General features: G+C 55.3%; 15 protein-coding genes. 5 read left to right on the forward strand and 10 right to left on the reverse strand.

Annotated features, from left to right (window positions below; all coding sequences use genetic code 11):
• Window positions 1–16 precede the first annotated feature (16 nt).
• Window positions 17–295 carry a DUF4242 domain-containing protein gene (locus tag ACR0NF_RS16720; RefSeq protein ID WP_480473163.1) on the reverse strand — a complete coding sequence of 93 codons (279 nt, stop codon included), beginning with the start codon at window positions 293–295 and terminating at the stop codon, window positions 17–19.
• A gap of 101 nt (window positions 296–396) precedes the next feature.
• On the opposite strand from ACR0NF_RS16720, the gene ACR0NF_RS16725 reads away from it, so the two are divergent.
• A complete protein-coding gene (locus ACR0NF_RS16725) occupies window positions 397–1,380 on the forward strand; it encodes a LysR substrate-binding domain-containing protein (RefSeq protein WP_480473165.1) in 984 nt (327 codons plus the stop codon).
• Window positions 1,381–1,633: 253 nt separating this feature from the next.
• Here ACR0NF_RS16725 and ACR0NF_RS16730 read toward each other — a convergent pair whose 3' ends face one another.
• On the reverse strand, window positions 1,634–1,915 hold the full coding sequence (locus ACR0NF_RS16730; RefSeq protein ID WP_480778633.1) for a winged helix-turn-helix transcriptional regulator: 282 nt from the start codon (window positions 1,913–1,915) through the stop codon (window positions 1,634–1,636).
• Between the two features lie 126 nt (window positions 1,916–2,041).
• Between ACR0NF_RS16730 and ACR0NF_RS16735 the strand changes: the two genes are divergently transcribed.
• Window positions 2,042–2,962, forward strand: coding sequence for an SMP-30/gluconolactonase/LRE family protein (locus ACR0NF_RS16735; RefSeq protein ID WP_480667342.1), 921 nt, complete (start codon window positions 2,042–2,044; stop codon window positions 2,960–2,962).
• A 91-nt stretch (window positions 2,963–3,053) separates the two neighbouring features.
• On the opposite strand, the gene ACR0NF_RS16740 is transcribed toward ACR0NF_RS16735, so the two are convergent.
• The 8 genes from ACR0NF_RS16740 to gcvA all read right to left on the reverse strand — a co-directional run bounded on the left by ACR0NF_RS16740 (window position 3,054) and on the right by gcvA (window position 11,006).
• A complete protein-coding gene (locus tag ACR0NF_RS16740) occupies window positions 3,054–3,212 on the reverse strand; it encodes a hypothetical protein (protein WP_480667341.1) in 159 nt (52 codons plus the stop codon).
• 42 nt (window positions 3,213–3,254) lie between these two features.
• Complete coding sequence (locus ACR0NF_RS16745) at window positions 3,255–4,601, reverse strand: dihydrolipoyl dehydrogenase family protein (protein ID WP_480667340.1); 1,347 nt, start codon at window positions 4,599–4,601, stop codon at window positions 3,255–3,257.
• A 270-nt stretch (window positions 4,602–4,871) separates the two neighbouring features.
• Window positions 4,872–5,531, reverse strand: coding sequence for an FMN-dependent NADH-azoreductase (locus ACR0NF_RS16750; protein WP_480667339.1), 660 nt, complete (start codon window positions 5,529–5,531; stop codon window positions 4,872–4,874).
• A gap of 95 nt (window positions 5,532–5,626) precedes the next feature.
• The gene (locus tag ACR0NF_RS16755; RefSeq protein WP_480778634.1) at window positions 5,627–6,898 is read right to left on the reverse strand and encodes an amidase family protein; all 1,272 of its coding nucleotides are present in this window, start codon (window positions 6,896–6,898) and stop codon (window positions 5,627–5,629) included.
• On the reverse strand, window positions 6,895–7,782 hold the full coding sequence (locus ACR0NF_RS16760) for a polysaccharide deacetylase family protein (protein WP_480778635.1): 888 nt from the start codon (window positions 7,780–7,782) through the stop codon (window positions 6,895–6,897). The genes ACR0NF_RS16755 and ACR0NF_RS16760 overlap by 4 nt, the downstream gene beginning before the upstream one ends.
• 15 nt (window positions 7,783–7,797) lie before the next feature.
• Entirely contained in the window at window positions 7,798–9,351 is a 1,554-nt protein-coding gene (locus tag ACR0NF_RS16765) for an amidohydrolase family protein (protein WP_480778636.1), read from the reverse strand.
• Window positions 9,299–9,982, reverse strand: a complete 684-nt coding sequence (locus ACR0NF_RS16770) for a DUF1989 domain-containing protein (protein WP_480778637.1) — start codon at window positions 9,980–9,982, stop codon at window positions 9,299–9,301. Before ACR0NF_RS16770 ends, ACR0NF_RS16765 begins: the two co-directional genes overlap by 53 nt.
• Window positions 9,983–10,079: 97 nt before the next feature.
• Window positions 10,080–11,006 (reverse strand): transcriptional regulator GcvA, encoded by a 927-nt coding sequence (gene gcvA, locus ACR0NF_RS16775; protein ID WP_480778638.1) that lies wholly within the window; start codon window positions 11,004–11,006, stop codon window positions 10,080–10,082.
• A gap of 163 nt (window positions 11,007–11,169) precedes the next feature.
• Between gcvA and ACR0NF_RS16780 the strand changes: the two genes are divergently transcribed.
• The 3 genes from ACR0NF_RS16780 to ACR0NF_RS16790 are packed head-to-tail and all read left to right on the forward strand — an operon-like array spanning window position 11,170 to window position 14,717.
• Window positions 11,170–12,699, forward strand: coding sequence for an ABC transporter ATP-binding protein (locus tag ACR0NF_RS16780; RefSeq protein WP_480778639.1), 1,530 nt, complete (start codon window positions 11,170–11,172; stop codon window positions 12,697–12,699).
• Window positions 12,696–13,781, forward strand: a complete 1,086-nt coding sequence (locus ACR0NF_RS16785; RefSeq protein WP_480667332.1) for an ABC transporter permease — start codon at window positions 12,696–12,698, stop codon at window positions 13,779–13,781. Before ACR0NF_RS16780 ends, ACR0NF_RS16785 begins: the two co-directional genes overlap by 4 nt.
• A gap of 3 nt (window positions 13,782–13,784) precedes the next feature.
• Window positions 13,785–14,717: an ABC transporter permease gene (locus ACR0NF_RS16790; RefSeq protein WP_480667331.1), complete on the forward strand. Its 933-nt coding sequence runs from the start codon at window positions 13,785–13,787 to the stop codon at window positions 14,715–14,717.
• Window positions 14,718–14,782 lie beyond the last annotated feature (65 nt).

Raw genomic sequence — 14,782 nt, forward strand, 5'->3', positions numbered from 1 at the left:
GCGCGTGCCATGTGCATCAGTTGTTCGCGGTAAGCGGGTCGATGATTTGGTGAACCTCGGTTATCTTCCCCACCGGAATCCCCGACAACTCTGAATGCTTCTGAATCTCGGCTTCGCTTTCAGCCAGATAGATGCAAAATGTTTTGTCTCCGGCAACATAGGAATGTTGCCATTGAATTGACGGGCCGACGTCGACAAGTGCTTTATTTGAAGCACGCGACGCGGCGCAAAGCTCGGTCAACGAAAAATCTCCAATGCCAGGAATGTCCCGTTCGATTACAAATCTCTTCAACATTTCTCCACCTCCGTTTTACCGTGTACAGAGATTGTGGCACTCAGGCTTCAAGATTCCGAACCAAATTTTCTTTGCTGAACTAAAGAAAAACCGGCGTAGTAGTGCAGAAATTTGCGCCGTCGAAAGAAAATCTTTATCAAACTTCTATGTCTACGCACCTCAAGTCTCTTCAAGCTATCGAAGTAGCCCTTCGAACTGGTTCGCTCAAAGCAGCCGCCAGCGAATTGGGGATCACCCCAGCTGCGGTTGGTCAAAGGATCCGGGCACTGGAAGACTACCTTGGAACAGACCTTTTGGTCCGTGGTCGGTCGGGTTTACACCCAACACCCGAACTGTCAGGGGCACTGACGGATCTTCGTACTGCATTTTCGGCACTTGAACGCGTATCAACTGCGCTCGATTTTCAGCGTGTTAGCGAAATTCACATCGTTGCCGACCCGGATTGGTCCGAATTGTGGCTGGCACCTCGGTTACCGAAATTTAGAGAAGACCATCCAAACATTCTTTTTTGCATCAACGGAGCGGGGGACGTTCCGATGCGGCTGGGGGCGCCAGATATCCGCGTTGAATACGGCGGACGTGAAAAAGGGGAGCCGCTCTTTTTTGACTATCTCGTCCCTGTATGCAGCCCAGACAACTTACGCAGAATAGCTGATTACGACACCGAGCACGAAATGGAAGGGATGCCGCTACTTCATTTGGAAGAGCACAGAAGTAAAGAAGACAGGCCAGGATTTCGTGAATGGTTTCAGACTTTCGGAATGCGGCGTACTGGTGCTGACCGAGGACCGTATTACAAGCGAGCGGAGATGGCCCTTGAAGCAGTGAGAGAAGATGTGGGCTTTCTCCTTTGCGGCGCTTCTTTGATAGAGAACGATCTGGAAGAAGGGTCCTTGGTGCTTCCCTATCCTGTTGAAAAAGGGCTTTCAGCGCCAAACCCATTTCGGATTCACCTGCGAGAGCAAACGTTGCAGCGTCCCCAATTGCGCCGTTTCGTAGATTGGCTCAAGCGCGAAGCCACCGAAACCCAAGAGCGGATTAATGGCTACAAGAACAAAAGTAAGGGTTTACAGATCAACAGTTAACCCCGCTCGTATGCAAATGAACTCGACCCCCGCATTGGAGTCAGAAGCTGACCTGAAACCAATGCCTAATCGACAATTCACCTTCAGGTCGGGCGAAAACGGCCCTAAGCCGACCTTGGACGTGGGTCGCCAATGCTGCATTCGCAGCCTGCTTTGTTGACATTCGCTGCGAACGCATCGCTGCAGCTGGTTCAGGTGATTGAAAAGCGAGACAAACCGAACTTTCAATCAATGGTTCTGAACGTCCGCTCTCCTATTCCCGAGCATGTAAGTGTTTCGCCCATTCCTTACTGAAGTCTCCGAGTGGACAGAGATGATCATAGAGGTGTTGTCCCAGATCAGTCGACGCATATCCTTCGGCAACGCGATGAACAAATCCCGCCGCTTGAAGCTCTTTCAGTCGGGTGTTGAGTGCCGCAGGTGAGATTGTTTCGCACTCTTCTTGCAGCTTTCGGAATGTGCATGGGCCAGCCTCGCTCAACGTCCAAAGGACTCCCATAGCCCAGTACCGTCCAAGCAGGTCGAACAGAGCCATAATGGGCGCGCCGCTTTTTGAGCCACGGACAGGCTGACCTGGTATCGGTATCTTAGTCACTTGCTATACTTTCTGTAGCGATTTATGTTGCTATGTAATTTGTAGCAACCCGAGCCAGTATTGCCAATGACCAAGACTGATACTTACGAAGTCCGTGATGATCGGTTCAAACGCAGCATCAAACTGGATGAGCCGATCGACCAAATCTGGACAGGGGGTAAATGGACAGAAGGACCGGTGTATTCTCCGACGTTCAGATGCCTGATTTGGAGCGACATTCCCAATGATCGACGGCTCCGCTGGGACGAACTAACCGGAGCAGTCGGAGACATCCGCTCAGGCCTCGGATGCTACACGAATGGCTCAACGCTCGACCGGCAAGGGCGGATCGTGGCATGCGAGCATGGGACGCGCAGTGTCACCCGGATTGAGCATGATGGGTCGGTTACGACTCTGGCCAGTCATTTCGAGGGAAAGCGGTTCAACAGCCCCAACGATGTTGTGGTGCGATCAGATGACACGATCTGGTTCAGTGATCCGGCCTACGGGATAGAGTCTGACTACGAAGGGTTTCAGGCAGACCCAGAGCTTGACGGTGAACATGTCTATCGTCTCGATCCGGCCACCGGCGATGTCACACAAGTGACTACTGACTTCGCCTGTCCGAATGGACTTGCATTTTCGCTAGACGAGCAAACGCTCTATATCGCTGACAGTGGTGGCACGCGTTACGCAAGCGGAGAGCATCATATCCGCGCGTTCTCCGTTGGTGCAGACGGCAAGCTCTCAGGCGGGGATGTCTTTGCTGAATGCGAAGAAGGCGTCTTTGACGGATTTCGGCTCGATACCCAAGGCCGTATCTGGACGAGCGCAAAGGACGGCGTTCATTGTTACCACCCGGATGGCACGCTGCTGGGCAAGATTTTCGTCCCAAAAGAGGTCTCGAATGTTTGCTTTGGCGGGCCGAAACGCAATCGCCTGTTCATCACCGCCTCCACAAGCGTATATGCGGTCCTCCTGCCAACAACTGGCGCTTTGCTGTTCTGATGGCAGAGACTTTTGTGCTGAAGGCCCGCACGGGCCGCGCGTTTCGTCTTGTCCAAGGCGCACAATTGAGAGTTACCAATACCTTCGGCTCTCAGGTAATCGACGCGCGGGCGTTCATGGCTGATGACATCGACTTAACTGCGTTCTGGGCCAGCAAGGCAATACGGTATCCGTCCTGTGCAAACCGGCGGGCAACCGATGCTCCGGTTCCGTCACCGACACCTGTAATCAGACAGACTTTATCGTTCATGGCGGCTCTCCTTTGGGAAGGATCAGCTTGTATCAAGCTGCTCTAAATCAAGGATTTCATATCCGCAGCGAAGGTCGGAAACGCATATAGCGAGGACTTGAGATCGCTGGCAGAGATGCCGTGACGCATGGCCATCGCAAAGAGATGAATCAGTTCGTCACCGTGATGGCCCAGAATATGAGCACCCAAGACTTGATCGGTACTCTTGTCGACTAAAACCTTGGACCAGGCTGCCGTTTCCGCATAGGTCTTGGTGGAAAACCAACCGGACATATCAGAAACCGTAACTGAGACATCGAGACCCTTTTCCCGCGCTTCGGCTTCAGTCAGGCCCACGGTGCTGAGCGCTGGAACGGTGTAGACGGCGCTGGGGATCACGCTGTAATCCGGCCTTTTAGTTGGTCCATGCACGATGTTGTGGCCGACAATCTGACCCTCATACGTTGCGATGGGGGAAAGTTGAGCGGAGCTGGTGACAGCATCGCCCGCAACCCAGACTGAAGAGTTGGAGGTGGACCGCATCGTATCGTCGATCAGAATGCGAAGTCCGTCATGCCCGACACCGGCGGCATCGAGGTTAAGCCCGTCGATATTGGCGACGCGGCCTGCGCCGTTGACGACCCGCTCGGCTAAAAGACTTTGGTTTCTGCCGTCATGTTCGAATTCAACACGCAACCCGTCGGCAGTCTTCTCGATTGCCGTCACCGATACTCCGGTTTTGACCGCTACGCCCAGGCGTTCGGTTTCCGCTTGCAGAGCCGATACGGCGTCACTGTCCATACGCGGCAGCAACTGTGGCAACGCTTCAAGGATTGTCACCCGCACTCCGGCTCGCGCGTAGACATGACTGAACTCCATGGCAATGACGCCGCCGCCAATGAAGACAACTTCTTTCGGCACTGTCGCATCGGAAAGAACTTCGTCGGACGTGATCATGTGCTCGGTGCCGGGAATAGGCAGAGGCCTTGGCTTCGATCCTGTTGCGATAACGATGTCCTTGCCATGTATAACCTGACCGTCGACCTCAACCTCGTTCGGCCCGACAAAACGCGCGGTGCCTCGAAAGACATCACCGCGTTTTTCGGCCAACCCCTGCATGGCTTCAGGGATGAAACCAATCAGGTCTTTCTCTCGGTCGATCAGTTTCGTCCAATTGAGCTTTGGCTTGCTGACTTCGATCCCATGGATGGGGGCTTGTTCGATCTCGTGCATTGCATGGGCGGCCGCCACCAGAACCTTTTTTGGCGTGCAGCCGCGATTGGGACAGGTCCCGCCGAAATCGCGCGCTTCGATAAAAGCAATCGATTTTCCGGCTCCATGTGCCACGGAGGAAACACCGAACCCTGCATTGCCCCCACCAATAATGATCACATCATATGACTCGCGCATATTGTTACTCCTCTCGTTCTAATTTCCGATTGCGGATCTTTGTCTATAGAGATCACATGGCGGAACCGAAACTTTCGGTGTGGATCTGCTCGGCGGGAACGCCTTGGCTTTCCAGGTCAGCCTGCACGTCGCCCATGAAACTGACTGGTCCGCACAAAAAGTAATGCGCGTCAGGTTTTTCGATCAGTCAAGCACGCAACGCTCCGGTGACGCGTCTCCGGGAATTGTAGTCGCGGCCATAGACATCTCCAGTTGCCGGTCTGCAAACGGTTAGGCAAGCTCACGCGCAATATGACGTGCCTGGGCCTGAGCTGAGGCGACCGAAGCTTTGTGACGCTCATCCGCGAATTCCTGATACTCGGCCGCAGCTTCGAACATGCGTTCTGCGCCTAGGTACTTGCGCAAGGTGCCTATATGCGCAGAAAGGTGGCCCGAGTCATTGCGAATCCCACCGTTCTCAAAGCCGAATTCGCCAGCCGATGTCAGCAGCACCAGTGTTTTTCCGGACATGATCGGTTCCAGAGGGAAGTCGCCGCGCGCCAAATCAAACGTAAATGTCTTATTGATCCGGATGATCTGATCAAACCAAGCCTTCAGGGCTGCGGGCATGCCATAGTTATACATGGGCGTCGAAATCAGAAGGATGTCGGAGCGGTCGAGCTCTTCAATCAGCGTATCAGACAAGCTGACCAAAGCGCTCTGTTCAGGAGTGCGTTCTTCATCCGGTGTAAAGACGGACGCGATCCAATCGTTGGAAATGAAGTCCGGCGGGGTCATTCCGACGTCACGCACAATAATTTCGACGTCCGGATCAACCGTTTTCCATTCTTCCACGAAACTGTCCGCCAAAGCGCGGGAAATGGAGTTATAGGCCGCAACAGGGTTGTCGGTGCGGCGCACGCTTGCGTCAATTCTCAGGATTGTGGTCATCTTGTCACCTAGTCAGTTTGCAATGAACCATTCAAAGGTGAAGCCAGAGACGCACAGGTACAAATGAAGAGAATTCTGAATAGAGTGAGCTGACCTCAGCCATCTCTAATCGCTGAAAAAATCTTCTCCAGATGAGACGACGTCGCAAGTATATCCGCGTCCCTGTTTGCGCCGCCGCTCAAGGATAGGCTGACCCCCGGTCTCCGTTCTCCAAATGGAATGGAAATTGTTGGGGCATTGAGGAAAGCGGCTTTCATCGATACCGACAGGATACGGGCGTTTTCCCGTGCAAAGACCCCTTTACCGCGGGTCACGGCTTGAACAGACGGCGGGTACGACGGCAATGTCGGGTAAAGCAGCATCTTCCCTGCCAGTTCCCTGCCAAAGTCTGAGATGAGTGCCCGCCGGATTTCCAGCAATGCCTGCAGATCTGTGCCAAGGATTGAAGCCGCCTGAGCAAGGCGATCCTGCACATTTGGGTCCAGTCTGGCCTGCTGGTCTCCGACCAAGCTTGGCAGAATACGAAAGGCTTCGGCACTCACCAGCGTTCCATAGGTTTGGAAGATCTCCGTGACACGAGTGAAACTACGGATATCAACCCTTTCCAATTCGATGCCATGATCGGACAATTGCTGCTGGGCCTGTTCGTACATAGCCCTGATATCCGGGGTAAATCCCACCAGGGCGTCTTCCCTCAGGCACAGAATATGACGGCAGGCGTCCCCGGTTTCTTTGCAATCCGACAAAACGCGATCTACAGCGCAAATCTGACTGACGTTAAAAGCGAGTGAGCCTGGCGTATCCAGAGAAGGCGCCAGTGGTAAAATCCTGGCGCTTTCATAACGGCCCATAGTTGGGCGAAACCCCACCAGGCCCTGACAGGCGGCCGGAATGCGCACGGAGCCGGAGGTATCTGTGCCCAATGCGATGTCGGCCAAGCCCAAGGCAACGGCTGACGCCGATCCGCTCGAGGACCCTCCGGGCACCAGTGTGCTATCCAACGCATTTAGAGGGGTGCCGAAATGCGGATTAACTCCGAGCCCGGAGAAGGCGAACTCCGACATGTTCACATGACCCAGAATGATCGCGCCCGCAGAACGTAGCTTGGCCACGATCGGGGCGTCATTGTCTGCTGGTTGAGGATCGATGGCCAAAGATCCCGCATGGCTTCGGAGCGCTTGCACGTCGATATTGGCCTTCACCGCAAGAAACTGGCCGTCCAACGGGCCAAGCAGGCTCCCTGCGGCCTGCCGCGCGGAGGCGGATCGGGCATCATCCAACAGTCTATCTGGCGCAACGCTAAGGAATACCTCGCGCTGCGCGTCGAGCGAAGCCACGAAGTCGCGCGCCCGTTGAAGGATATTCATGTCGTCAGGGCCGGAGCCTTATAATAAGGCAGTTCTTCAACCCGTACGCTTTGCCGGTCTGCCTCATATTGCGTGCGCACGTGCTGCGCGATCTCTCCGAGAGTGGCGAACCAGACGTCACCCCTGTTCAAGATGGTTTCCATCCAGTCTTCCACCTGCCGCCACCGCGCCAAACGCCCGGTCAGGAAGGGATGCCAAATACCGATCCAGAAGCCACCTTCTTCGTATTGGGCTTCGAATTCCTCCCAAAATGGGGTCAGCCCGGCGCGTGGCCCGGCGACGGGCATCATGTAGCCAATCTCCTCAAAATGGGCGAATTGCGGCCAGTCGTCGGTCCCCCAATGCGGTGGAAGTTCGACCAAAGTCCGCCCGCCGGATCGCATGAGATATGGCACATCATCCGCCATCAGCGAACTGTCATAATCGAATTTATGCTTGTTCAGCAGGTCGATGATGGCTTGCGTCACATTGTAAACCGGTGCGCGATAGCCTTTTGGCACATTGCCCAGAACCCGCTTATGCGACTCCAGCGCGCGTTCAAACCAATAGGCTTGTTCAGACGCGCTGTGGTTTGTCGGGTCTTCGTGCAAATAGCCATGATGGCCGATTTCATGACCATCTTTCAGGATGGCTTGCATAGCATCTGGATATTGCTCCACGACCCATCCGGGTGCGAAGAAGGACTGTTTCAGCCCGAGGCGTTTGTAGGTTTCTAGAATCCGAGGGATGGCAACCGTCGGCCCGTAGCGCCCCATCGAGATCGGATACAGGCGATCATGCCCGTCGACCGGCTTTGCGATATGGATCAGGCTGTCCGCATCGATATCAAAGGTGATCGCACAGGCGCATCGCGCGCCGTTTGGCCAGATTATCTTTTTCTGCATGGTCTTGCTCCTCTGTCACAATTGCGGGGCATTGTTCGTCAGCCAATCGTCATACCAGCGCTGCAATGCGGATTTGACGACGGCATATTCACTGGCGCTCAGCCTTTGATCCGCGGCGCGCTGCATGCTGTCGGTGATGTTTTGAAGAATTTTCTTTTCGTCGCACTTTTGGGCCTCGCCGTGCGAAACGGCCAGTTGTCCGCCGGTGAAGACGCTCTGGATGTCCGTGGATTTTGCCGAGCTGACCAACAGCTCAACCGGATCAATGCCGGGGTTTAACCAGGGACCTTCAAGACGGTCCAGGCGCAGGATCACAAAGTCGGCGCGTTTTCTAACGGACAGGCTTCCGATGCTGTGATCCATACCCATCAAACGCGCGCCACCCAAAGTGGCCATGTCGAAAACATCCTTCGCGGTCAGGCTAGGGTTCGCCCGATCACTCGACCAATAAAGGCTTTGCGCCAGACGCATTTCGGCGAACATATCGTCATCGCCTGCCAGGCTGGTCCCATCCATCCCCAGTGCGAGGTTGATGCCCATCCGCTTCATCAATGGCGCGGGTGCAATGCCGGACCGCAGCCGCAAATTGGAGCTAGGATTGCACACAATATGCGCGCGCGCCTCGGCGACTCGCGCCAGATCTTTTTCGTCCGCCCAGACCATATGCGCCAAAGACAAGCCGTCAGTGAGCAGGCCAGCTTTGCCCAATTCTGCGATGGCACCCTGAAAACTCCAGGCTGTAGCCGACAGGTGCTGCAGCCGAGACTCTTCTGCATGGGTGTGAATGCGCTGGCCGCTTTCGCGAACCTCCCTGGCAATGTCGCGAAGGATCTCTCGGCCCGTCCAATGCGGTGCCGTGGGGCCAAACCACACATCAGCGCATTCAGATGCCGCGTATTCGCCATTCATCCGGGACAGAAGCCGTACAAAGCTTTGCGGTGCAATACGTGTACGCGCAACGTGTTGGCGTTGCAGTTTGCATCGCAGAACCTCGGGCAAGGTGGTCAGAAACGACTGGCTTTGCCCATATGGATGCACAAGCTGGTTGTGCCATCTCTCGCCCGGCGCGATGGCACAGGACAGGCCAAGCCCATTATATACGGCGATTTTGTCCCTTATCTTCACTTCGGCAATGGCCGTTGTCTGACCCGTGGTGCCAGCATCCACAACAGCCGTTACCCCATTCTTCAGCAAGCGCATTGCCGCGTATTCGGTGGCGAGGCGCGGCGCAATGTCGGCTGCGCCAGCGGAGGCGAAAATCCAAGGCTCTAACAGGTCATCCCGTATCCCTTGGTTGATCAGGTTCACCCCATAACAATGGTGATGAGCATTCACAAACCCGGGCAGGATCGCCGTGTTTGTGTCCGAGTGCACCCTTGCGCTGGGATAACGTGACTTCAATACGGCCAGAGGTGCTAAGCCACCTATTCTACCGTCTAGAACATAAAGAGCGAAGTCGTTGTGACTGTGAAAAGCATCTTCGATGATCCAGCGGGCAGAAAATATGTCGCCGCCATTAGCCGTCATGAACAACAAATTCCAGCGCGCTGGGTTTGCCTTCGTCCCCATTGACTGGAGTGATATCTTGCGGGCAGGCCGACATCACGGCGTAGACTGGCATCTCAGCTTTGAATGTCATGCTATCCCCCGCCTTTGACACCGGCGCAGCCCAGGCAAGGCTGCCATCAGGGTGAACTGGGACGTTCATCCACAGATTGAAGGGCGCTGGCACATGCGGTGCTTTTTTCCCGATAGCAAGCAAGGCCTGCCTCAAGTTGTCGGCGCAATTGTCGTGGTAATCAGTAACGCCCAATTGCTTGTACCGGTTGGCATCGCAAGCGGCGACCGTTGTGTCATGCACACCCGGCGATGTGTCTTGGGTCAGCGTCAGAAGAGGATTGCGCAGATTGCTGACCAACCTGTCACCGACCTTTGGGAAAACAGACAGAAGATCCGGATGCACATGCGGCATAGACAAATATTCATGCAGCTCTGCCGCATTGAACGCCCAGAAATCGCAGACTTGCCAGCCGGTCGGATTGGTGATGGTCAATGTCTGCCCGGCTGTCAAACGCACCGCGACACCGCAACGTGCTGGCACTGTATACCGTTGTGCAATGACCGGGACGCCGTCGGCAGAGACCGTGCTGTCCAGAGTTTGATTGAAACCATCGGGTTGGGAAGGGTCAAAACTTTGCATGCGCAAGAACTCCTGATTAGGGGTTCAGAAACGCATGCTTCTCGGCAATTTAGAAATGACAAATATTCAAGCGACGGATTAGATCTTGGCGAACGCGCTAATCCTCAAAAAACCTTTGACCGACGGCGCTGTCGCGAAACTCATCTGCTTCGTCCAATAGCCATTCCCGGAACACACGAACGCGTGCACGATTGGCGTAAGTTTCAGGGCAGACGAGAAAATAGCTCTTGTTCTTCAATGCCGTGTCAAAGGGGGCGACCAGCATATTGCGTTCCAAAAAACGCGCGGCGGCCAAAAGGCTGACCAGGGCCACACCATGACCATCGCTTGCCGTCAGCAAGCAGATGTGTTCCTCGGAATAGGTGACATAGGGCTCGACATCACCAGTCTGCAAGCCAGCCGCGCCCATCCAGCGCTCCCAACTCGGATCCGCATCAGAAAACCCGCTCCATTGGTATTCGATCAGACGAGATTTCAGAAGATCTTCGGGGGAACTCAGTGACTTCGCCTTTTCCACGCTGCAGACAGGGGCTACCCAGTCATTCAAGACCCAAGCTACATTGCTATCAGGATAATCGCCAAAGCCATACCGAATGGCCACATCCACATCGCTGGATTTGAAATCCACCAGTTGATCGCTTGACAGAACCCTTACCGAGATCTCCGGGTATTTCTCGTAAAAGCCTCGCAGCCGCGGGCTAAGCCAATTGGCGGCAAAAGACCCGGTTGTTGAGATTGTCAATGTGCCCGCAAGGTCGTCTTCCTCCAGCGCGAGAGAAGCGGCTTCGATGTTCTTGAAGGCCTCAATTATGTGGGGCGCGTAATTGGCCCCATCTTCCGTCAATTTCAAGGCGCGGGTCAGCCGGTGGAACAGGGGTACTCCAAGTTGATCCTCCAGCGATTTGATCTGATGGGAAATGGCAGTCGGAGTGACGCATAATTCATCGGCGGCATCCTTGAAACTCAGATGCCGGCAGGCTGCTTCGAAGGCCTGAATGCTTTTCAACGACGGTATCTTCGCCATGACGCGCGGCTTTGCTCTCCTGATGCGATGCTATTTCTTCGCTCTACTCTAACCCGATTGCCAGTTCACATGTGGGCGAAATTCTCAGCTGTGAGGTGAAAACATCTAATTTGAGAAGATAGGGCATTCTCTCTTGAATTTGTTTGAAAGTTGGGAGGTTGTCTTGAATCCATTTTTGAAAGTCACCGGCATCGACAAGTCGTTTGGCGCCGTTCGTGCATTGCACAATGTCAATCTGCTGGCGTCGAAGGGCGAGTGCATTGCGATTTTGGGCGAGAACGGAGCGGGGAAAACCACGTTCGCAAGCGTTTTGATCGGTCTGTATCAGCCTGATAGCGGCGAAATCAAATTGAGCGGAACACGTGTTTCGGTGACCAGCCCAGCAAAAGCTATTGAGTATGGGATCGGCATGATCCACCAGCATTTCAGCCTGGTCGGCGCGATGAACGCCGAAGAGAACATTCTGATCGGCTTGCCCAGCACAAAAAGGGGTGCCGAAGCGCGGGCGCGCATTCGGCAGCTTTGCAGCGACTTTGACTTTAACGTCGATTTCGACATCCGCGTCACGGAAATGCCTGTGGGCATGAAGCAAAGGGTGGAGATCCTTAAGGCGCTGTTTCGCGATGTGTCGATCCTGATCCTGGATGAACCCACCAGCGTTCTTGCCCCGACCGAAGTCGCGCCGTTTCTCAAAGGGGTGCGCAAGCTAGTTGCCAACGGCTGCCTCGTCTTTTTCATCAGCCACAAGCTCGATGAAATCCGCGAAATTGCCGATCGCGTCATGATAATGCGCCATGGGCGTGTCGAGGGAGTTCTTCCGGTTGCGACCACGCCCATGACGCAGATGTCAGCGCTTATGATGGGAGAAAAGTCGACCAGCGAAACGGTCGAGACGCCCAAGGCCAAAAAGGCGCGCAACGACACCAGCTCAGCACCGGACGCTCTGGTTGTCTCTGATGTCTGCTTGATCGATCCAGGCGGCGCGGAAATCCTGCAGGATCTGACCCTCTCCGTGAAGGCTGGCGAAATTCTCGGAATCGCCGGGATCGACGGCAATGGCCAGACGGAGTTGAGCGAGGTGATCACCGGCCTCAAAAGGCAAACTAGCGGCGCCATTCACCTTAATGGCGCGGAGATATCAAGCGCCTCCATCGCTTCGCGCATTGCGGATGGCATGGGCTTCGTTCCCGAGGACCGCCATGCCGAAGGTCTAGTCCTCTCACTCAGTGTCGAAGAAAATCTTGTTTTTCGATCCATTGGTGATGACAGGTTCATGTCTGGAGGTCTGATTTCCCGGCGCGCGATGCACGAGATCGCAAGCGACGTGGTCGCGGCCTTTGACATTAGGCCCCCAGACCCGAAACTGAACGCCTCGGCTCTATCCGGCGGCAATCAACAAAAAATCGTTCTGGCCCGTGAAGTGGCCCGGGCGCGCAATCTCTTGGTCGTCGTACAGCCGACTAAAGGGCTTGATGTCGGTGCAACGGAATTTGTTCAGAACCAGATCCGTGCTGTCGCCCAAAGCGGCGTGGGCGTTCTCTATATCTCCACTGAACTTGAGCATGTGCTCGACATCTCTGACCGCGTCGCCGTGATGGCTTTTGGTCGGATCACGGGTGTTGTCGATCCAGAAAACACAACTCTTCAAGACATCGGGCTCTTGATGACCGCAGCGCCGGAGGAGGTACAATGAACAGGTTTACCATGCAACGCCGGATTGCGATTGCTTTGCTTTCAGCGCTGAGCGTTGGCGGCGTGCTGATCCTGCTGGACGGGCACAACCCGTTTGAAGCCTATAAGGTTCTGTTTCTGGAATCTTTCCTGAATTACTGGGGCTTCTCCAATACTTTGGTCAAAGCCTCGCCGATGCTTCTGGCCGGGCTGGCCGTGATCATTCCGATGCGCGCCGGTGTGTTCAATATCGGTGGCGAGGGGCAGATTTATATTGGTGGGTTGTTCGGCGCCGTCTTCGCTTTGGCGATCCCCAATCTGACCGGTCTATTGGGCGTGCCACTGATATTTATCGCCGCCGCCGCCGGTGGGGCGTTTTGGGCGGCAATTCCTGCGTATCTCAAAGCCTATCGGGGCACGAATGAGGTCATTGTCACGCTGCTGATGAACTTCATTGCGATCCACATCGTCAGCTACGCCGTGGCTGGGCCGCTATTGGCCGAAGGCGCGCCATATCCTTATTCCGAGGAAGTCTCAGAAGCCTATCGCCTGCCCATTCTGATGCCGCGATCTGATACCCATGTGGGCTTTGTATTCGGGCTGGCCATGGCGGTTATCTTGTATTTCTGGCTGCGCTTCACGCCATCGGGCTTCCAACTGGACCTTGTCGGGCACAATGCCCGCGCTGCGGCCTATGCCGGAGTGGACCAGAAAAAGACCGTCATCCGCGCCATGTTGATTGGCGGCAGCCTTGCAGGCATGGCCGGCGCAATCGAGGTGATCGGGTTGAAGTACCGCCTGTTCCACCTGTTTAGCGATGGCTACGGCTATGACGGAATTGTCGTCGCCTTCCTTGCGGCTCTTAACCCAATTGTCGCGCCTTTGACCGCGCTGTTCCTTGCCGGGCTTTCTGCCGGCGCGGGAACGATGCAACGTGCCGTCGGGGTCGACAGTTCCGTCATCGAAGTGGTCGAGGGGCTCGTCGTAGTTTTTGTCGCTGCCGCTCTCGTGACACCGCGAACCACGTCAAAATCCATTCTGAAACTCCTGACAAAAAACCTGGGGCTGCGCAGTCAAACACAACGCCGGAAGAAAGAGGCATAAGCTATGATTGATCTTGTTTTACTGGGCGACGTCCTTGCCGGAACCGCCCGATTGGGTACACCAATTGCTTTTGCTGCCCTTGGCGGGGTGATCGCGGAACGTGGCGGGCTGTACAACATCGGCCTCGAAGGTCAGATCCTAGCCGGAGCGCTTGGCGCTGCTGCTGGTTCTTTCGCAACGGGCTCCGCCGTGATCGGGTTCGGATGCGGGATAATTTGCGGCCTGATCTCTGGCCTGCTGCTTGGGTATATGTCGATCCGGCTGCGCATCAACCAGCTGGTTGGTGGTATCGCGCTCAACCTGCTGCTGGCCGGACTCACAGCATTTCTGTCCCGTCAGATATTTGGTGCTCAGGCCGGAGGGGCGCGAGTAAACGGATTCTCGCAGATCTATTTTCCCTTCTTGTCAGATCTTCCCGTCGTTGGCCCGTCCCTGTTTTCCCAGGATCCGCTGTTCTACCTATTGATCGGGTTGGCAATAGCAGCCTGGTTCTGGCTGATGAAATCCCACAAGGGTCTGGACCTGCGCGCCGTTGGCGAAAACCCGAAGGCCGCGGACTTGGCCGGGGTTCCTGTCTTTCGCATGCAATATCTCGCGATTGCAGCTAGTGGAGCCCTCGCGGCGCTTGCCGGAGTGCATCTGGTCTTGTCGCAAGTCTATGTGTTTGCGGAGGGCATGAGCGCGGGCAAAGGCTTCATTGCGCTTGCGGCAATCATCCTGGGACGTTGGTCGCCCATCGGCGCGATCTGCGCTGCGCTTTTCTTCGGCTTCTGTGATGCGGTGCAATTCAAACTGCAATTCACCTCGCCAGAGATTCCCTATCAGCTCTTCCTGATCTTGCCTTACCTGGCATCGCTTATCGCACTCGTGGTCCTCGGAGCCAAAGCCAGCGCACCTGCAAGCGTCGGACTGCCTTACGACCGAGAGCATCGATAAATCTCAGCCGTGACGTGAGAAACCATCGTTTTTCACGTCGCGATCCTCCCGTCACCCTGACAACA

Source organism: Ruegeria sp. CF4, assembly GCF_056537345.1.